This window comes from Exiguobacterium sp. N4-1P (genome assembly GCF_002214325.1).
On sequence record NZ_CP022238.1, the window covers coordinates 307134 to 325070 of the forward strand.

Below are 17937 nucleotides of genomic sequence, written 5' to 3' on the forward strand. Positions count from 1 at the left end.
AGACGGCTTCCTGGCTTTACCAGAAAGACCGTCGAACAAAAATGAAAACGATTGGATTAGTCAGACACCACCGGGTCACAGAAGGATATCCGACGAAAGGTTGGATTAGCGCTTCCGATATCGAAGCTTGGATTGAACGGTACGATAGCTCGGCGATCGATGTCAAACCGGTCGAACTCGGACAGACGGACTGGACGATCTGTTATGCGAGCAGTATGCCGCGGGCGATCCAGACAGCGGAGAGTGTCTATGAGGATGAGATCATCGTGACCGACCTTTTACGGGAAGTGCCGTTCCCGACAATCAATTCCCGGATTCGCCTCCCCTTCCTCGCCTGGGCGATCATCGGTCGGCTCGTCGCTCCGTTCAGCAAACGGATTCAGGCGCAGATTAAAGATGCCAACCAACGCATTGAAGTGTTGTTGAATCAATTGGCGTTCGAGAATAATGAACGCGTTCTCCTCGTCGGTCACGGCGGAATGATGTTATTGATGCGCACGGCACTGAAAAAACGTGGTTACACCGGCCCCCGCTTCCGTCACCCGCGCAACGGGATGCTCTATCAATTTGAAAAGAGTGAGGTTAGACGATGAAATGGGCTTCGACGATTCTGCTCGCCCTCGGTCTCATCATCATTTTCTATATGACGCGGGAAGACGAAGCGCTACGCACCGACCGTGCCGAAACGACGGTCTCGGTATACGGATTTGATGTCGGACAAGGTGACAGCACCTTCATCAGGACGAAGACGGACGCGATTTTGATTGATGGTGGCAACAATGGGAAAGGAGATGACGTTGTCCGCTACTTAAAAGCGCTTGGGGTGAGACGCATAACAGCCGTCATCGCGACCCACCCTGACGCCGATCACATCGGCGGACTCGACACCGTCCTTGAAGCATTTGATGTCGACCAAGTCTACGCCCCGCGTGTCAATCACACGACCGATACCTATCGTGACTTTTTGCTTGCTGTTAAAAATGAAGGGGTGACAATCAAAACGGCGAAAGCCGGCGTCGTCATTCCGAGTGAATCAGCCGATTTTGAGATCATCGCTCCTTTGACGGACGGGACCCGTGATTTAAACAGTTGGAGTGCCGTCCTGAAGATGACGCACGAGGAGAATACGTTCCTCTTCATGGGGGACGCGCCGACTCGGACGGAGCAACAATTACTAACAGCCGGAATTGACGTCAAGGCAGATGTCTTAAAGATTGGTCATCACGGTGCCGATACATCGTCGTCGATTCCATTTCTGCAAGCGGTCCACCCTGAACGTGCCTTAATTTCAGCGGGAGAAGGAAATGCCTACAACCATCCCCGGCCGATAGTCATGAATGCCTTAGCAGCAGAGAGCATCACAATCGACCGGACGGACCGGATGGGGACGATTGAATACACATCGGATGGGACGGCGATTACCGTCACAAGTCGCAAAGACTTCCGTCCGAACTAAGGAGGCATGACGATGAAGATGACGGTCACAGCTTTTGAGGAGGCATTCGCCTTGTGTGAGACGGAAGCACGGGAAACGATTCAACTCCCGCGAGAACGACTGCCGGTCGCAGCAGAAGTCGGCGATCGGCTGGAATGGCAAGGGCGCTCGATCCGGATTTTACGTACCGAGACGGTGGCGCGTCGCCAGGAAATCGACCAGTTGATGGATGAACTGTTTGAGGATTGACGCAGGAAGCAGACACAGCGTGTCTGCTTTTTTACGGATTAATGGAATTATTTAGAAGGAATATCGAGAATTACTGGCGGTTTTATCTGAATTTTCGTACACTTTAGTGAGAAGAAGAAAACAAGGGGGAATTATTTTATGTTTCAACAACTACGTACATCCTTAAAACAATCCGTCCTCGGGCAGGACCATGTCATCGATCATCTGTTGATCGGCATGCTCGTCGAAGGACATGTCTTACTGGAAGATCGACCGGGTACCGGCAAGACGACACTCGCTAAGGCATTGGCGCAGTCGCTCGATGCGAAGTTTTCCCGTGTCCAGTGTACAGCCGACACGCTACCGACCGATTTACTCGGAATGGAGTTGTTCAATCCGTTGACCGGCTCATTCGAACAACGATTCGGTCCTCTGTTCGCCAACATCGTCCTCGTCGATGAAATCAACCGGACGACCCCGCGCACCCAGTCAGCGCTCCTTGAAGCGATGGCGGAAGCACAAGTCACAATCGGTGACACGTCCTATACGTTACCGCAACACTTTTTTGTCATCGCGACACAAAACCCGTTCGATGGACAAGGAACGTTCCCGTTGCCTCAAGCTCAGCTCGATCGTTTTCTGTTCAAACTTTCGTTCACGCCGCTCGACCGGACTGCTGAAAAAGCACTTTTGCGGGGCGCGCATCTCGAGGCGATGGATCTTCATCTCCCACTCGAGCAATTGAACGCCTGGAAACAGGAAGTCGCAGCCGTAACCATCGAAGATACGGTCGAGGACTACCTCCTTGATGTATGTGACGCCCTACGAGCGCACCGTGACATCGAAATCGGTCCAAGTCCGCGGGCGACGCTCGCCTTGCTGAAAGCGGCAAAAGCACGCGCCTGGATGCATGAGCGGAATTACGTGACGCCGGAAGATATCAAGAGCTTGGCCACCCCCTTGCTCGCCCACCGTCTCGTCTTGACCCTTGAAGCGACGTTAAAGATGACGAATGAACGACTCGTCAAACAAACCCTTGAATCTTTGACTGTACCGACTGAGGTGTAACCATGCAATTGATTACACCTAAAGCATTCCATCCCATCTTCTTATTTCTAGTCGGGGTAAGTGGTGTCTTTTGCGCCCTATATGGTTCACTCGTCCTCGCCAGTCTATTCGTCGCCTATGTCCTCTACGGCTGGTATATGCCGAAGTGTCTCGAATACTTAGCTAATCAGATCGACGTCCGACTGGTCGAAACGACACGTGCCTTTCGTGACGATGAACTCGCCATCCCGTTTGCTTTAGAAAACCGGGCAAGGTTTCCGCTCGGTAAAGTCACTGTATCCGGCTTGCTCGGGGATCAGGTCCGAATCGATGGTGCAGGCAGTCAATTTTGGCGGCATCATCTGTTCGTCGGTAAAAATCAAATCGTTCCGTTCGAAATTGACGTCATCGCCGCACATCGCGGAACGATTCGGATTCAGTCGTTCGATGTGATGATTTCAGATCCGTTCCATACGATGACGGTCTACTTGACATTACCGATTCAACAACTCGGGCATGTCTTCCCGGACTTCGCCCCTGCTTCCGTCGAATGGAACGAACGGCAAATCCCCGGTGAGACGGTTGATCGGTCGAGCCCGTTCACGGACCGATCGAGCTTTCATTCCGTCGTCCCTTATGCGGGAGACGCCAAGACAATTTACTGGTCAGCATATGCGAAGACGAGCGAACTCTATTCCTATCAATACGACCGTGTCCGGAATCATGATTATGCCGTCATCATCGACGGTCTGTCCGGTGACGGATTGTCCTTACGGAGTGACTTTGAAAAACTGCTGTCCCGTGGTGCGACAATCATCCGGGAACTTGAAAAACAAGGTGCCTCTTACAGTCTTTGGATTTCGATGGTCAATCGGGATGGTCAGTGGTATCATGTTCCGTCCGGAAAAGGAAAGGAACAGTTTTTACGGACGATGGAGTGTTTGGCGCGCCTGTCAGAGTACGACTTACCGCTTGAGCGCCGCTACTTCATGAAACGTCTCCAACGGGCCGTCCCGTCGACGACTGCCGCGATCCACCTCGGTCATCGGCAAAAGGAGGTGAGCGCATGATGTTGCTCTGGTGGTTACTCATCATCAGTCTCTTACAGACGATGGCACTCCCGTTGCTTGCCTTTGCGCTGCTTGCCGTCCTACCCGTTCGGAAAGTCCGGATTCTTCTGCAAGTGATTGCTGCGCTCGCCCTGTTTTATGTATCACCATTGATCAGCATCTTCTTATTGTTAGCGACTGCGATCGGTGCCTTCCTCGAGACGATCGAACTCGAGTACCGCTTTGCTTTGACGGGTGCTGTCTTCGTCGGGATTTGTTTCTTGTACCCCGGACTGACACCACCGCTCCTCGCCTATGTCTTGCTTGGTCTACTCGTCCTGACGCCATTCTTAAAGCGACATTTCGTCGAGTGGCGCCGGATTTTGACGAGCGTCACGCTCGCCTTCGGACTTAGCTTTTTGCTCGTTTTCCTTCTTCGCCTGATGAAGGAAGCATTGTTCGGATCCGTCGCAAATTTAATGCGCCCCGCCTTCGAGGCATTCGGTTCACTCTTTACGTGGACGATTCCGCTTTCGGAAAAGGTCGATGAAAAAACGCAGACTGGTGCAACCCTCGGCAACATGGAAGCGGTCGAACCCATCAAACAAGGGGCAATGAACGCCGCGACGATCCAGGTGTTTAATTATGCCGCCCTCGGACTGGCTCTCCTCGTCGTCGGACTGATGTTCTATTTCCTCCGCAAACGACGCGTCGTCACGGTGGAGCAGGACGAGATCGTCCGACCAACCGCCAAAAAGCGGACGAAGGCCGCGAAAAAGCACAGTCAGCATCCGTTGCTCCAACTCGCCTCGCAATTGGAGCAAGCCTTTCCACGCAAACGCGATGAGACGACATACGAATGGCTTGAGCGAATCACCTTCCCGGAAGTCGAACGCAATGCCCGCTTGATCGACGGAATCGAGTTTAGTCAAAGTGAACCCGCCTATGATTTACAAGTTTTCCGTCGTCAGGTTCGGGAACGTATTGAACAATAAAAAAAATCTCCATCTCTGTAACAGAGAATGGAGATTTTTCATTTAGTTGAATCAATTTTCGATGCTTTACGTGCGATGACGACGATAAAGACGATTGCACCGACAGGAAGCACTAACGGCATCCAGTCGAGGATATACTGTGTGTTCATGGTATCCCCCCTTATTGGCATGAGCTATAAGCGTAGCATATTCCAAATAACGGGATGATGCAAGTCTCGTTACAGCCGTGGTAAGACCGAATAAGCGATTGAATAATACAGTAAAATACTCGTTGCAAGCGAATAGACGACAAGAATTACCGGGATATGTTTGAGTTGACCACGACGTTTAAAGAGACGAATCGAAAAGACTGTAATGGCTAGTGCAAAGAGTGGACTAAAACCAAAAATAACGATATCCATCGTTTCTAATAGTTCTTCCGCAAAAAGTAAGTTAAAAGCGAAAATAAACAATAAGTACCAGGAAGTATAGGATAGACAGACGAAGAATAGATACAATAGTCCATCCATCCAGCCCCGTGTACGGCGATTTTCCATCTGTTGCATGACGTTCCTCCTACATAAGTATCAGATACCCTTAATAGTAGACGGAAAAGATACGCGAAAATATTCAAATATGAATATACGACAAAAAACGACAAAAAGTGTCCTTTCACTTGCAAGGACACTTTTCGCAGCATTAGTTTACAACAGAACTTTCCTGATAGATTCGCGCCAACTGAAGGACCTTCTCTTTAAAGGTTTCACGACGGATGCTCGGTTCGATGATTTCAGCTAAGTTAGCAAATTGAATCAACCATATCATGAAGCCTTCCGAGAAGAGGGCACTGACTTTAACCTCGAACCATTCCTCGTCGATTCGTCGACAGCGGATATCCGTCCCGAATCGATCGACGACCGTCGGCATGACGCTTTCGTGAAATTTTAACGTCAGTTGCTCATCTTCCCCTCCGTACATGTTGAACATGTTACTCAAGTAGGAAGGATCCACCTCGACCGGAGTCTCTGCCGGTTCGAATACACTGCACTGGACGATCCGGTCGACACGATATGTCCGAATCTGCTGGACACGTTCATCACGACCGATTAAGTAATAGTTCCCGTTATCGACAATTAGGTGCGCTGGTGTGACGAGATAAAAATCACCATCTCGGCGGAGCTCGAACTTCCGCGTCCGTTCATTAAACTTCCCTTGGTACTGAAAGCTGATGATTTCTTGTTCCGTAATCGCCTTTTGAATCGTATCGATCGAGAACGGAATCATTCCTTTTGGTTTTTTTACCGTATGGATGACGGGGTTCAACGTCTTCGCCAACCGCTCGCTCGTCAATGATTGAATCGTTCGAACAAGCGCCTTCGTCTCACTTTCCGAAATGAATTTCGCACTTGCAATCGCGTCGACGAGTAAACGCAACTGGTGATGCTCAAACCGCCGGCTGACGAGATGATATGGCGTCGCCAGTCCATTTTTCGTCTCTTCTTTGACGACATCAAACCCTGCTTTCGCGAGGGCCTCAATATCGTCCTTCAGCGATTTTCTTGATAATTTTTCAATCAATCCTCGTTTTGATAAAGCGATACTCAAGTCTTCTAACGTCAAGGTCTCCTCTTCGTCCGAGTATTTTTCAAAAATATCCCGAACAGCCAGTAAGCGATCACGGTTTGATAATTTTTCAGTAGGCACGGTACATCCTCATTTCCTATCGTTACGGTATTTGATTATACTTCGAGTATACCGTAAATAAATAATAATATTAACAATAAATTGGTAAAATTTATATCGTTAGGAGAATTTGGATGCATTTGATTGGTGAATGGAAGGAACAACAATTTGATTACCGGGATAGCGGAACAGGTCCCATCATTCTGTTAATCCACGGTACACAGTCCGATTACCGGGAAATCTATCATGTCGAAAAATTAATTCAAGCCGGGTACCGCGTGATTGTCCCGTCACGTCCCGGATACGGAAAAACCCCGCTGCGGTTAGCGGAGTCTCCTGTCGAGCTAGCTGCGTTTTATAAAGGTTGGATGCAAGCACGTGGTTTTACGCGCTATACCATCTACGGCATCTCAGCAGGCGGTCCGACAGCAATCGCCCTAGCGAGCCAAAACGATGCTGCTTGCTCACTCGTTTTAGCGTGTGCGATGTCTCATCAAATTTCACTTCCATACCAGAACGTATTGATTCAACCGCTCTTGCAACGTCCACTCCACTTCATTCAGTGGGTATTATGGACATATGTTAAAGATAAGTTAAAAAAATTTCCTGAAGAGGCGTCCGTCCGGATGGTCGAAATGACGAGCCTATTGCAACGTAGTGACATTCGGTCACTCTTGACGCATGAGGATGAACGCTTATTGTATGCCGTCGGACTACAGAACGGTCCCGGGCGCGGCGTCTTGTTCGACATCACTCAGCAGCTTGAGCGACAGACACTCGAAACGGTCAGCTGCCCAGTCCTAATCGTCCATTCACAAGCCGATCGCGCTGTCCCGTTCGAGCATGCCCGCTATACGCAGCGTCTGATCCCCCATGCCCAGTTCATCGAATCGAAAAGTCCGGGTCATTTGATTTGGATTGGTCCTTCAGCACGACGAGATGAACGAATGATTGAACGCTTCATCACATTAAATCACCTGTAAACGAACATGTAGCTTCATTTTTTCATTTTCCTCGACAATCGAGATGATTCCCCGGGCCGTCAATTCGTCGATCGCCTGCTCCGTCCGTTCTTCGTTCAAGCGGGCACAGCGGGCGATTTCTGCGATGCCCATTCGACAGGACAGTTGATTCGCTTTGATTTTCGACGAAGGTTTGGCAACGGACCGTTGCAACAAACGCCAAAAGACATGACGGGCGTCGTCCGATAATGCATAGGCGTTCTTTTCAATGACAGGGGGTACATACCGAATGTCTTCACGGATTCGACGAATTAAGTACAGGCTGAGCCATTCCTCGAGTTCAGCTTGAATCCGGAAAAATTCAAACCACCAAAGTTGATCAAGTGCTAGTTCCTCATCACGGCTGAGCATCCAGCTCGGTGGGATTTGATCAAACTCCTCTTCAAGCCAGTCCTCATAATCAAGTGCCGTCTCATAGAGGACTTGCGGCGAAATTTGAGCCAACGATTCCCGTGATTTATAGATATCAAAGCTCATCCGACGAAAATGTTCGACGGACGCTGCGACTTGACTGAGATGAACGAACTTTTTCGTGATAAGACGAGCGAGACCGTCTAAATCATGGTGCATCACATAAAGGTGTTTTTCTAAAGCAATCAAAATACTTCTTTCCATCAGACGTATCCTCCTCTTTTCCTGGTGTGCTGATAGTCTTTTTCCGCAATCCCGGTTTTCAAAACCATTCTTAGAAGCAAATCAGTTTATTTCAACGTTTCCTTTGTCTTACAATGGACAAATAGCGATTAATAAAGGAGATGAAACGAAGATGTATACGATTTACGGCAGTTCTAGAAAAGGGAACAGTGAATGGCTCGGTGTCCGCGCATTCGAGGGCATTCCTCATGTGTCGGTCGATTTAGCCAACACGATGATTCAACCTGTGGAAGACCGGCGGCATCATGGTGGGTTCTTACCGATTGGCGATGATTACCGGCGGATCGTGGAAGAAATGCTCGAGCATGACGACATCGTGTTCATTACGCCGATCTACTGGTATTCGATGTCCACGAAGATGAAGCTCTTCATCGACCGCTTCAGTGAATCGTTGCGTGATGAAGACTTACGTTTCCGTGAGCGGATGCAAGGCAAGCGATTCCACCTGATTGCTGTCGGCGGCGATGATCCGAAAGAAAAAGGACGCGCCCTTGTGACACAGTTCGAGCATATCGCGACCTTTTTAGGAGCCCATTTTGAAACGGCGATCCTCGCGGAAGGGAATGCACCGGGGGACGTCGAACGCGATACGGTCGCCCTTGCAGAGATTGATGCGTTCCGAGAAAAAATGTCAAAAGCGTACGTTTAAGGAAAGTTATGTAAGGGAATCTTTTGATTAGTTCCATTCTGTAGTCAGACTAATCGGAGGTGGTGCTAGATGTTACAGTCGAAAAAACGCAATGAACGCAAGTGGAAACAACTTAAGACACGCAATCATATCGTTTTACTAGAACAGCTATTTCAAACGGATGAAGAAATACGGGTCGTGCGACCACGACTTGATTCTCACTCCACTCCCTTAAATCCGATCGAGCCTTCTCGTTAAGTCGTATAGGACAAAAAAAGACGCATTTGCAATCGCAAATGCGTCTTTTGACTGTTTAGTCGTTTTTGAGCTTCACATTTTGGTCGGCAGGCAAGGTTGTCGTCGTTTCCTCTTCTTCAAGCTTCGGTACACCCGCTCCATAATCTTTCGATTCATCTGCGACGTAAGATGCGGCATAGGCCGGGTTGATTAAGTCTGACTTTGATCCGACAATGACGATATGGCCATGGCGGACTTCATCTTCCAAACTTTCTGCAACATCTTTCGTCATGCCAAGTTCAGATAGTTGGGCGATACGATCTTTTCGATTACTACGGACGGTCGCCATCAATGTTTCAAAAAAAGATTTTTTCGTGACGCGGTAAGCAAGCGTCTGTGTATCGTTCGCAATCCGTTCTGCCAGTTCCTCGTCTTTTGCAAAAATATAAATTTGTTTATTTGAATACCCGCCTGACTTTAAACTCGTTATTTCTGCATCGACGCCAGTCATGTCACGGACAATACGTGTTTCAATCATGTTCGTTCATCTCCTTCATACTAAGCCTCAGTTGGCTGTCTCAATATAAAGTTATTCCCGAAACATAATGAATAAAACATGGATTTCAAAAACTGCTTATGAAACTTTCTTTAGTGACGTGCCGCGTCGTTGTTTACGAAGTACCGTCAGGATGATGATGAGACCTACCAGCACTTGCGGCACCACGGTTTCAATCGTCGGATAAAATCCGATCCAGGCGATGGGCGGCAGCGCAAGTGGATGGACAGGCAATACACCTGTCAGTTGGAGCGCATGTAGACTTACACCGAGTATCTTAAAGGCCATCATATAGATTAAGATGGTCGCGCCTAAGAATAGACGGCGAATCGGCAAACGGACACCGAAATAGATGACTGCAATTGACACGAGTCCGATGAAGAGAACGGCTGCCAAAATGCCTCCACCTAAGGCGAGTGGCGTCATCGCCGGTGCCATCCCGACGTAAAAGAGTAATGTCTCCGCACCTTCCCGGAAAATCGTCAAGAAACTGACGATGAAGAGTGAAGTCCGCGATAGGTCGGACACGAGTTGCGTCTGACGGGAAGTAATGGCCGTTTTCGAATGTAACCAATTTCCGACCAGTAACATCACGAGAACGGCGAACAAGCCGGTCCATCCTTCAATTTGCTCTCGTCCGACACTTGCGAGCGCGGTCGAGAAGAAAAATTGAATGATTAGCGCAAGCAGACCACTCGCTAAAAGCCCGAGGACGGCTCCGAACCAGATGTGCCGTTCCCCCCGTAAATTCGCTTTACGTGTTAAGGCGACGAGCGCACTGATAATCAGCAACGCTTCAAGTCCTTCCCGGACCATGACGAGCATCGCGTCGACGAACGTATAGCTCGTCTGGTCGGTCAGTTGTCCGAGCGATGCGCTTAATTCCTGTAACGAAGTGATTGTCGCGTTCCGCGTCTCCCCGTTTAAGCGGGCGAGCAATAAGGGGACGTCCGTCTCGACTTGCGTATATAAAGCACTGTCTCGTGTCCGGACCGCCCCTTCTCCGCTCGGCCACTGGGCGATGAACGTCGTCAAAGTCGACCGCGCCCCGTCGAGGTCTTTTGCAACGAGCGCATCCGACGCCTGATCGAGTAAACGGATCAAATCGGTCAATTCGACTGATGCCGTCTTGACGATGTCCCCTTCGACGAATGAGTCGATGCTTGTATCAAACTGGTCGAGGGCCTCGTTCCATTCCGTCTGGTCGAATGTCTGGCGCGCTTGTGCGATGCGAATCGCAGATAACGCCATCTCGACTTTTCCGTAGTGACCGATGCTTTCTTCCCGGACGACGCTCTCACGGGCCGTCCATTCCTTTAACAAGGTCTGTTCGAGTTTCTTTCGCTCACCCGCATCCGCTTGCCGCATTTGCTTGGTCACTTCATGCAAATCAAGCAGACGGGTCCGGGCCGTCGCATCCTGCGCGGGACGCATTGTGTCTTCGAGCGTCCGGACGGCCGTCGACAGTGCCGTCAAGTCCGCACTGATCGTCGCGAACGACGCATCCTGATGTTGTTTCAGCGTCGATAAACGCTTTAAGATGACGGCTTTTTCATCTGAGTCAGCCAGTTCCTTTGATTGTTTAGCTAACGTCGCGATTCGTTTTGAAAGTGCATCGCGATCTTCCGCCTTCACGGCTGAGATGGCTTGACCAATCGACACGTAAAGGGCATCGGTTTTCGCCTCTGCACCCGCATGGGGGATGAGCGTGCTACATATAAGGAACACGAGTAAGGCAGCTTTAAGCAAAGAGCGCATCACCGATGTAACCTCCTTTTTGAATGCCGCCGAAACACGCGAACAGCGCGCTTCCACGATGAGTAATGTATTCATTCATCCGGTCAGAAGTTGCGAGCCGTTCTTGGATCGTGATGAACTGCTCCGGCGATCGCTGATACGAGAGGAACAACAGACCGGCGTCTAATGCGCCTGTCGTCTCATCAACGCCATCCTGGTAGGAGTAGGAGCGTCGGAGCAGTTGCACCTTTCCTTCACCATGCGCGACCGCTGTATGCGAGTCTGCCGGTAGTTCTGCTTCCCCCCGTGCGATCCGTTTCGTCGGTGTAACGGACGCGAACTCATCTTTTGAACCGAGTGGTGCCCCGGACGCCCGTTCACGCCCGAATGTCCGCTCCTGCTCCTTCAAAATCGTCCGGTCCCAGACTTCAAGGTGCATCTGAATCCGGCGAACGACGAGAAACGTCCCGTTCGTCAGCCAAGGTGAACCATCACGCCATTGATAAAACAGCGTATTCTCCCGCGTCGCTGCTTTCGTCACGTCAGGATTGCCTGTCCCATCTTTGAATCCGAACAAGTTCCGCGGTGTCCCGCCTGTCGCATCTGCCACTTTCGACCGCTGGAAACCGGCTTGCGTCCAACGAATCTTGACGACACCCCGTCCGATTCGGGTCAAGTTGCGTAACGCGTGGAAGACGACTTGCTGGTCGTCCGCACAAATTTGGACAATCAAGTCACCGCCGGACCATTTCTCATCGAGCTGGTCCAAATCAAATGTCGGTAAATCTCGTAAGAGTGCCGGGCGTTTATGGCCGATGCCGAAACGATCCCCTTCAAATAAACTAATTCCGCAACCGAACGTGAACGTCAAGTGACTTGCAGATAACCCCTCTGCTTCACCGGTGTCGTCCGGTGGGATGTAGGCGCTATCTGTTTCGCCGAGCGATAGTCCTGCTGATAAGCGCGCGCAAGCCCGCGTCCAGCGCTTCAATAAATCAATCAGCTCGTCGCGGCGATCCGTCTTGACGTCAAAAGCGACGAGTTGGACATGATTTTGGGCCGGCGTCATGATGCCCGCTTGATAGGTGCCGTAAAACGGGACTTGATCGGACGCCTTAGCCGTCAAGGCGCGCGGTAAGAAGCGTTCGACACCACTTGCATAAAAAGCTGCACCGAGACCGGTCAGGCCGGCGACTTTTAAGACATCACGCCGCGTCATGCCAGCCTCTAATGTTGGTCGTGTCATGATTATCCCTCCAGTACGATGCCCATCTTCGACAGCGGTTCTGCCAGTTCGTTAATGGCTTGACTCAACTGTTTAACGTCGGTTTTTGATAAGTCCGTATAGAGGACGTACCCCTTTTCCGTTTTCTTCGCTTCTAACAAGGCATTGACGTCTTCAAAGCGCGCTGCGATCTCTTTTGACAATGCGTCGTCTTGTTTCATCAGGCTCGGGTTCAATAACTGATAAATTTTTTCCGCCCCTTGGACGTTCGCTGCAAAATCATAAAGATCGGTATGTGAATAGCGGTCTTCTTCGCCTGTCACTTTCGAAGTCGAGACTTCATTCAATAAATCCGTTGCCCCCGTCACGAGAAGCTCCGGTGTCACGTCGACTGTTTCGACTTTTGCACGCAAGAGGTGGACGTCCTGCATCAATTGCTCCGCGTATTGCTCATACCCTTTTGTTGTTCCCTTTTCGAACAAGCCTTGTTCGATCCGGTGATAACCGCCCCACTCGGATTCCTTGACGTCACCTGCACGGGCATCGATTTTCGGATCGAGGTCACCGAAAACTTCCGCGATCGGTTCCGCCCGTTCATAGTGCATCCGCGCCGGTGCATAGAGCGCTTTCGCTTTTTCAAGGTCCCCTTCCTTGACGGCCGTCGTGAAGGCTTCTGTTTTATTCGTGAAGGCATCGAGTTCATTGATCGCATAATCGCGGTAATCGGCGACGACCTGATCGAATTGGCCGTCCGCTGTTTTCGGTGTCGCTTTTGTCGTTGTTTCTTGTTCCCCGCAAGCAGCTAACAAGGTCGCGAGTGACAAGACGCTCGCCGTAAGGATTTTCTTATGTGACATGATTCATTTCCCCCAAATCGTTAAGTAAGTTCAGTTGTTAGTATAGACGATAATGATAATCGTTATCAATATAAATTTAGAGCTAACATGAAAAACCCGTCCTGACGAGCGTCATCAGGACGGGTTTTTGCTCATTTAGTTGTTTTTTCGCTTTTTAAAATACGTCCGTGAAATGATGAACGCTACGATTGCAAACCCGATAAAGACAAACGCTTTTTGGACGAGCGTCAAGAACGATAAATCAAACACTAACAGCTTAATCGCACTGACGCTAAGTAGCAGCAGACCGGATAATCGCCAGACGGACAAATTACGGATCCGACCAATCGTGACGAGAAGCAAGGCAAGTAAAATGTAGGCAACCGATAATGTCGTACTGCGATTCGTTTCGTCGAGTCCGTCATAAAACGGCAGTTCCATGACGAGTAACGTATACGTCGTCAGGACGCCGACGGCTGCGACAACTAGACTGATCTGGAACGTCCCGTCCTCGACCATCGCGCGGTGTTGTTGCACGAGTAAATAAATTAAACCACTCGTCGCAAGTACTAAGGCGACGACCGAAAGACGAAACGAGTCGTTCATTGCCGCGTACATACCCGACTGCGTAATCTGGTCGAAGATGAAGTAGACATACAAAGCGAGAGCGATCATCCGTTGGTACGGCATGTGCTGGCGTTTGACGAACCAAAGGCCGATCAGGATGCAGGCGAACAACAGGGTTTCGAACTGCTCGCTCAGTCGAAGTATGTCATAGGGAATTTGCGTGATCGCATAGAACACCGTCGCGTGACCGACTGCATTGTGCCAGGCATCTTTTGAGTAGTTAGCGATGCTATAGGCAAGCCCTGCCAGCGCGAGGGCAATCAGTGTCCCCCACTGCCAATCGATGACGGCTAGACTCGCAATCACAATAAGACCGGCCCCGTAACTCGGATAATTCCACTTCATCCGGAGACGTTGCCCAGTGAAGGCGGTCCCGATGTAGCTGACGAGCGACGCAGCAAGCAGTGAGATTTCGTCAGACGTGGACGGTGGTGAAAAGCCGACCATGCTCATCGCTGTAACAAGAGCGATCGTCAGGAATCCCCAGCTGACGACGAAACCGAGAATCGTTTTTAAGCGAACCGCGGCATAGAACAAGGCGGCGAACAATATCACTTCATACAGTAAAAACAACGAAACGTTCGCTTCGTCCGCCAGTTGCAGAAACGGGAGTAAAAATCCGGTGATTGAGACGAGAATCAGGAGGACACGTGACGCCATCCATAACATTAATCCGAACGTAATGAATAAAATGACGAGTTCGAGCGAGAAGGCAAGACCCGGCGAATAGAATTGATACAACGCCATGCCAGCGAACAAGGCGGCTAAAGAAACGATGGTCCCCGTCGCGACGAGCCCGACGCCGAGTTCTCGTCGCTTTTTCTCATACTGATACTCGCCTACTCCGATTAAGAGCAATCCGATGAGCACTCCGCTGCCGACTCGGACCGCTGGATTGACCCAGCCGGAGATCGAGGCGTAAGAAAATAAGAAAATTGCCCCAATCGCGGCAAAAATTGCGGCGATGCGCGGTAACCAGATGGTCGCAATCATGTGTTCCCACTCATCGCGCGTCCGGATTTGTTTGATTTTTGGTGAAAACGTGTCGTCTTTTTTGACGAAGGCGGGTCTTTTTTTCGGTGTCGCGACCGTACTTTGCTCCGGAGTCGACGTTGGATGCGGAACAGGATGCAGCTGTTCGAGTTGCGCGACACGTAACTTCAACGCCTCGAGTTCCTGTTCCAGTTGGGTGATTCGTTGTTCTTCCATCATTCCACCCTTTCTTTATTTTAGATGGTACTAGTGTACCTGTTTCTTCTGCCTTTTTCTTATTTTTTCAAAAATAAGGAAACGTCAGGTGACGATTCAACGAAAAAAAACGACTTCCGCCCTTTTGGAAAAGGTGAAAGTCGTTTGTCAGGAGACCGGTTAACGAACGGATAACGCATATTGTCCCGTCGTGTTATAAACAGATGTGAACTGTGCGCGACTGACGGCGTATTTCCCACGGTACGGATCAGACACGTAGAACGAACTGCTTGAAACACCCGTCACGAGCATGACGTGATAGTTCCGGTACCCGGTGAACGTTTTGCCGTCCGGCTTGATCCAAGAGAAGTAGCCATATGGATTTTTGAAATCAACGGTCGCCCAGACGATGACGGGATTCCCGCTCCGGATTTCACGTTCAATCTTACTGACACCTTGTTTGGAGATATCGACGGCGCCACTCCGGTATTTTTTAGCGAGCGGGAGAATGCCTTTTGGATAGACGCCCCAGTTTTTGTAGTAAGAGAGCGTCCCGGCCGGATCACCCGTAAACATTTTTTCTGGATCGGCCCAGTAGTATTTCCCATTTTTGTAGGTCGCATTGCTGATGCTTTTCGGTAGTTGTTTATAGAGCGACGCAGCCGAAACAGACTTTTTCTTGTAGGCGAGCGCCATCTTCAACGAGACGAACTCGCAACCTGACGGGTAGCCTAACGTGTATTGATTGTAGTACGGGACATTTAATTTTTTAGTCGTACTGCTCGTTGGCTTCGTTTTCGTTAAGTACTGTGTCGAGACATAGCGGTAGCTCCCGCTATACAAAATACGTGTAAAGCTCCCTGACGTGCCATACGTTGCGACTTTGACCCCTTTACCGAGCTGGGTGACGGATTTGTATTTTGTGCTCGGGCCCGTTCTGACGTTTAACGTCCCGACCGTCGTATACTTCGTGCCGGTCGATGTGTATTTCGAGGACGTCGTCGATGTCTTCACATAATCTTTGTGTATGTACCCCGTCCGTGATTTATAGGTGATTTTGTACCAACTTCCCGATGTTCCTTTTAACGTATAGACGTTTCCTTTGACGACATTCCCGAGAATCTTGCTTGAGGTCGTCGGCTTTTCACGGACACGTAAGACTGCGGTCGTGATGGTCAGCTTCGTGGCGGCATGTGCGACGAGCGACGGACTGAATACGCCAAACAGAACACCAGCGACGATGACACTTGAAAAAAACTTCTTCATGATAGACCCCCTTAACAGAATGACAATACGATGATATACACCATTTTTCCCAAGTTATTGAAATAATAATCATGATTTCAAAAGAAAATTCTGAAAAAATAGAAATATCTTCATTCTTTGTAACAAAAAAAATCCTCCTGTTGTATATGCACAACAAGAAGATTCAGACTGTAGACAAAGTTCTATCGGGAGATCAAGCGTCTTTGTTCGTTGCGTTCCTCGGGCGAGGCGCAAGCCGTTGCTCCTTGGATCCTAGCGGCCAACGCGCAGGGTCTTGCCTGCCTCTGAACGTGCGTTAAAAACGCACTTTTTCCCGTAGGAGTCAACGAAACATGACGCTTTTTAGCTAATACCGTGACCAAAAAGCCGGGCATGGAGACGTTTTAAAGCGCAATCCGTCTTGAATCGCTTTTAAAGCACGAAAAGTAATCGGTCGCGACCCTGTAGCTTTTTAAATGAAATTCAATTTTTAATATTGACGATAAACGGTGACGGTTGAGTGAACGCCTGCTCGAGCACATGGGCGACGAACGTCGTCTCTTCTTCCGTCACTGGAAGAGGGGCATCTTCAACGATACTCCGGTAAAATGCCCGATATAATTTACCGTAGTCACCAATCGGACTCGGAATCCGGACATTTTGAAGATGATTGTGGTTATCATGATAGAGTAACCGACCGAAATCATCTTCCGAATCTTCCCCGAATCCTTCTTCCCCTGGGAAGTAGTCTGCTTTTAAGTCAAGCTCTTGCCGATCGACATGCTGTTTGATGAACGTCCCGTTCGTCCCATGAATCATCCAGCGCGGAGCGGGTGCCAGTGCGACATGACTCGTTCGGACACTCGCCTTGAAATCGTCATAATAAAAATCAAGCGCAAACGTATCGTCCGGAATCGCAGTACCCCGGACGGTTCGGATGTCATAAGCGACTTGGTTCGGTCTTCCGAACAAGGCAATGATTTGATCAATCGTATGGACGCCGAGACTATAGAGCGCACCGTTCTCATTCGCCGTATTCGCCGGCTTCGCATCCGGGCGATACAAGTCGAAATGCGAGACGACTTCGACGATGCGACCGAGCTTTCCGGACGCAATGACTTGGGCGACGGCTTGAAAGTCGCTATCGAAACGCCGATTTTGATAGGCGAGTAGCTTGACGCCTTGCTTACGTGCTTCCTCAAACAGTTGCACCGCTTCTTGTTCTGTGACGGTAAAAGGTTTTTCGACGAGGACGTGCTTCTGCTGTTGCAACGCCTTCAAGGCATAGGCAAAATGCGTCGCAGGCGGTGTGTTGATGACGACGACTTGAAGCTTCTCGTCCGACAACATCTTGTCGAGGTCCGTCGTGAACTGGACTGCGGGAAGCTTGTCCATATATTTTTCCTCTAACTCCGGTTTTGCCGTCCGATTATAAATCCACGTCACCTCGAAATGGGGATCAATCATGACATAAGGCAGATGATAACGGGTCGTGCTCTTACCGAAGCCGATGAAGCCAATCTGAAGTCGCATTCTATCACTCCTCGCAATTACTTTTCTTTTACC

The 17937-nt window shown here is 49.8% G+C and carries 19 protein-coding genes; 9 read left to right on the plus strand and 10 right to left on the minus strand.

Translation table 11 applies throughout. The features are described 5' to 3' along the window. Positions 1 to 41: 41 nt before the first annotated feature. The 6 genes from A0126_RS18155 to A0126_RS18180 all read left to right on the plus strand — a co-directional run bounded on the left by A0126_RS18155 (position 42) and on the right by A0126_RS18180 (position 4754). Positions 42 to 593: a histidine phosphatase family protein gene (locus A0126_RS18155; RefSeq protein WP_029330219.1), complete on the plus strand. Its 552-nt coding sequence runs from the start codon at positions 42 to 44 to the stop codon at positions 591 to 593. Continuing rightward, positions 590 to 1456 (plus strand): ComEC/Rec2 family competence protein, encoded by an 867-nt coding sequence (locus A0126_RS18160; protein ID WP_088837171.1) that lies wholly within the window; start codon positions 590 to 592, stop codon positions 1454 to 1456. Before A0126_RS18155 ends, A0126_RS18160 begins: the two co-directional genes overlap by 4 nt. Positions 1457 to 1468: 12 nt before the next feature. Continuing rightward, a complete protein-coding gene (locus A0126_RS18165) occupies positions 1469 to 1684 on the plus strand; it encodes a DUF3006 domain-containing protein (RefSeq protein WP_157898482.1) in 216 nt (71 codons plus the stop codon). A 138-nt stretch (positions 1685 to 1822) separates the two neighbouring features. Further along, positions 1823 to 2731 (plus strand): AAA family ATPase, encoded by a 909-nt coding sequence (locus A0126_RS18170; RefSeq protein WP_088837173.1) that lies wholly within the window; start codon positions 1823 to 1825, stop codon positions 2729 to 2731. A 2-nt stretch (positions 2732 to 2733) separates the two neighbouring features. Next, positions 2734 to 3780 carry a DUF58 domain-containing protein gene (locus tag A0126_RS18175; RefSeq protein ID WP_088837174.1) on the plus strand — a complete coding sequence of 349 codons (1047 nt, stop codon included), beginning with the start codon at positions 2734 to 2736 and terminating at the stop codon, positions 3778 to 3780. Then, positions 3777 to 4754, plus strand: a complete 978-nt coding sequence (locus tag A0126_RS18180; RefSeq protein ID WP_239456896.1) for a hypothetical protein — start codon at positions 3777 to 3779, stop codon at positions 4752 to 4754. The genes A0126_RS18175 and A0126_RS18180 overlap by 4 nt, the downstream gene beginning before the upstream one ends. Before the next feature lie 218 nt (positions 4755 to 4972). On the opposite strand, the gene A0126_RS18185 is transcribed toward A0126_RS18180, so the two are convergent. Then, entirely contained in the window at positions 4973 to 5299 is a 327-nt protein-coding gene (locus tag A0126_RS18185) for a hypothetical protein (protein WP_088837175.1), read from the minus strand. 133 nt (positions 5300 to 5432) lie between these two features. After that, positions 5433 to 6437 (minus strand): helix-turn-helix transcriptional regulator, encoded by a 1005-nt coding sequence (locus tag A0126_RS18190; protein WP_088837176.1) that lies wholly within the window; start codon positions 6435 to 6437, stop codon positions 5433 to 5435. Positions 6438 to 6550: 113 nt separating this feature from the next. Here A0126_RS18190 and A0126_RS18195 point away from each other — a divergent pair, with 113 nt between their 5' ends. Continuing rightward, a complete protein-coding gene (locus tag A0126_RS18195; protein ID WP_088837177.1) occupies positions 6551 to 7399 on the plus strand; it encodes an alpha/beta fold hydrolase in 849 nt (282 codons plus the stop codon). Here the strand turns inward: A0126_RS18195 and A0126_RS18200 are convergent. Continuing rightward, positions 7385 to 8053, minus strand: a complete 669-nt coding sequence (locus A0126_RS18200; RefSeq protein WP_088837178.1) for a hypothetical protein — start codon at positions 8051 to 8053, stop codon at positions 7385 to 7387. The genes A0126_RS18195 and A0126_RS18200 overlap by 15 nt on opposite strands. Before the next feature lie 151 nt (positions 8054 to 8204). Between A0126_RS18200 and A0126_RS18205 the strand changes: the two genes are divergently transcribed. Together A0126_RS18205 and A0126_RS19290 are read left to right on the plus strand one after the other, a co-directional pair. Next, positions 8205 to 8741 carry a flavodoxin family protein gene (locus tag A0126_RS18205; RefSeq protein ID WP_088837179.1) on the plus strand — a complete coding sequence of 179 codons (537 nt, stop codon included), beginning with the start codon at positions 8205 to 8207 and terminating at the stop codon, positions 8739 to 8741. 69 nt (positions 8742 to 8810) lie between these two features. Beyond that, on the plus strand, positions 8811 to 8978 hold the full coding sequence (locus tag A0126_RS19290) for a hypothetical protein (RefSeq protein ID WP_157898483.1): 168 nt from the start codon (positions 8811 to 8813) through the stop codon (positions 8976 to 8978). A gap of 55 nt (positions 8979 to 9033) precedes the next feature. Here the strand turns inward: A0126_RS19290 and A0126_RS18210 are convergent, their stop codons facing one another. The 7 genes from A0126_RS18210 to A0126_RS18240 all read right to left on the minus strand — a co-directional run bounded on the left by A0126_RS18210 (position 9034) and on the right by A0126_RS18240 (position 17904). Beyond that, the gene (locus A0126_RS18210) at positions 9034 to 9495 is read right to left on the minus strand and encodes a YflT domain-containing protein (protein ID WP_088837180.1); all 462 of its coding nucleotides are present in this window, start codon (positions 9493 to 9495) and stop codon (positions 9034 to 9036) included. A gap of 96 nt (positions 9496 to 9591) precedes the next feature. Continuing rightward, positions 9592 to 11271: an FTR1 family iron permease gene (locus A0126_RS18215; protein ID WP_088837181.1), complete on the minus strand. Its 1680-nt coding sequence runs from the start codon at positions 11269 to 11271 to the stop codon at positions 9592 to 9594. Then, the gene (efeB, locus tag A0126_RS18220; protein ID WP_088837182.1) at positions 11255 to 12496 is read right to left on the minus strand and encodes an iron uptake transporter deferrochelatase/peroxidase subunit; all 1242 of its coding nucleotides are present in this window, start codon (positions 12494 to 12496) and stop codon (positions 11255 to 11257) included. The genes A0126_RS18215 and efeB overlap by 17 nt, the downstream gene beginning before the upstream one ends. 2 nt (positions 12497 to 12498) lie before the next feature. Then, entirely contained in the window at positions 12499 to 13332 is an 834-nt protein-coding gene (efeO, locus tag A0126_RS18225) for an iron uptake system protein EfeO (protein WP_088837183.1), read from the minus strand. A 135-nt stretch (positions 13333 to 13467) separates the two neighbouring features. Further along, positions 13468 to 15147 carry a DUF2339 domain-containing protein gene (locus A0126_RS18230; protein WP_088837184.1) on the minus strand — a complete coding sequence of 560 codons (1680 nt, stop codon included), beginning with the start codon at positions 15145 to 15147 and terminating at the stop codon, positions 13468 to 13470. Between the two features lie 159 nt (positions 15148 to 15306). After that, positions 15307 to 16392, minus strand: a complete 1086-nt coding sequence (locus tag A0126_RS18235; protein WP_088837185.1) for an SH3 domain-containing protein — start codon at positions 16390 to 16392, stop codon at positions 15307 to 15309. Between the two features lie 462 nt (positions 16393 to 16854). After that, on the minus strand, positions 16855 to 17904 hold the full coding sequence (locus tag A0126_RS18240) for an oxidoreductase (RefSeq protein ID WP_088837186.1): 1050 nt from the start codon (positions 17902 to 17904) through the stop codon (positions 16855 to 16857). Positions 17905 to 17937: the final 33 nt, after the last annotated feature.

What these genes read in the sequence shown, in the direction of transcription:
- A0126_RS19290 (WP_157898483.1), top strand. Translation starts at nt 8,811, where the DNA reads ATGTTACAGTCGAAAAAACGCAATGAACGCAAGTGGAAACAACTTAAG.
- A0126_RS18165 (WP_157898482.1), top strand. Translation starts at nt 1,469, where the DNA reads ATGAAGATGACGGTCACAGCTTTTGAGGAGGCATTCGCCTTGTGTGAG.
- A0126_RS18235 (WP_088837185.1), bottom strand. Translation starts at nt 16,392, where the DNA reads ATGAAGAAGTTTTTTTCAAGTGTCATCGTCGCTGGTGTTCTGTTTGGC.
- A0126_RS18160 (WP_088837171.1), top strand. Translation starts at nt 590, where the DNA reads ATGAAATGGGCTTCGACGATTCTGCTCGCCCTCGGTCTCATCATCATT.
- A0126_RS18195 (WP_088837177.1), top strand. Translation starts at nt 6,551, where the DNA reads ATGCATTTGATTGGTGAATGGAAGGAACAACAATTTGATTACCGGGAT.
- efeO (WP_088837183.1), bottom strand. Translation starts at nt 13,332, where the DNA reads ATGTCACATAAGAAAATCCTTACGGCGAGCGTCTTGTCACTCGCGACC.
- A0126_RS18215 (WP_088837181.1), bottom strand. Translation starts at nt 11,271, where the DNA reads ATGCGCTCTTTGCTTAAAGCTGCCTTACTCGTGTTCCTTATATGTAGC.
- efeB (WP_088837182.1), bottom strand. Translation starts at nt 12,496, where the DNA reads ATGACACGACCAACATTAGAGGCTGGCATGACGCGGCGTGATGTCTTA.
- A0126_RS18180 (WP_239456896.1), top strand. Translation starts at nt 3,777, where the DNA reads ATGATGTTGCTCTGGTGGTTACTCATCATCAGTCTCTTACAGACGATG.
- A0126_RS18240 (WP_088837186.1), bottom strand. Translation starts at nt 17,904, where the DNA reads ATGCGACTTCAGATTGGCTTCATCGGCTTCGGTAAGAGCACGACCCGT.
- A0126_RS18210 (WP_088837180.1), bottom strand. Translation starts at nt 9,495, where the DNA reads ATGATTGAAACACGTATTGTCCGTGACATGACTGGCGTCGATGCAGAA.
- A0126_RS18230 (WP_088837184.1), bottom strand. Translation starts at nt 15,147, where the DNA reads ATGGAAGAACAACGAATCACCCAACTGGAACAGGAACTCGAGGCGTTG.
- A0126_RS18170 (WP_088837173.1), top strand. Translation starts at nt 1,823, where the DNA reads ATGTTTCAACAACTACGTACATCCTTAAAACAATCCGTCCTCGGGCAG.
- A0126_RS18175 (WP_088837174.1), top strand. Translation starts at nt 2,734, where the DNA reads ATGCAATTGATTACACCTAAAGCATTCCATCCCATCTTCTTATTTCTA.
- A0126_RS18185 (WP_088837175.1), bottom strand. Translation starts at nt 5,299, where the DNA reads ATGCAACAGATGGAAAATCGCCGTACACGGGGCTGGATGGATGGACTA.
- A0126_RS18200 (WP_088837178.1), bottom strand. Translation starts at nt 8,053, where the DNA reads ATGGAAAGAAGTATTTTGATTGCTTTAGAAAAACACCTTTATGTGATG.
- A0126_RS18155 (WP_029330219.1), top strand. Translation starts at nt 42, where the DNA reads ATGAAAACGATTGGATTAGTCAGACACCACCGGGTCACAGAAGGATAT.
- A0126_RS18205 (WP_088837179.1), top strand. Translation starts at nt 8,205, where the DNA reads ATGTATACGATTTACGGCAGTTCTAGAAAAGGGAACAGTGAATGGCTC.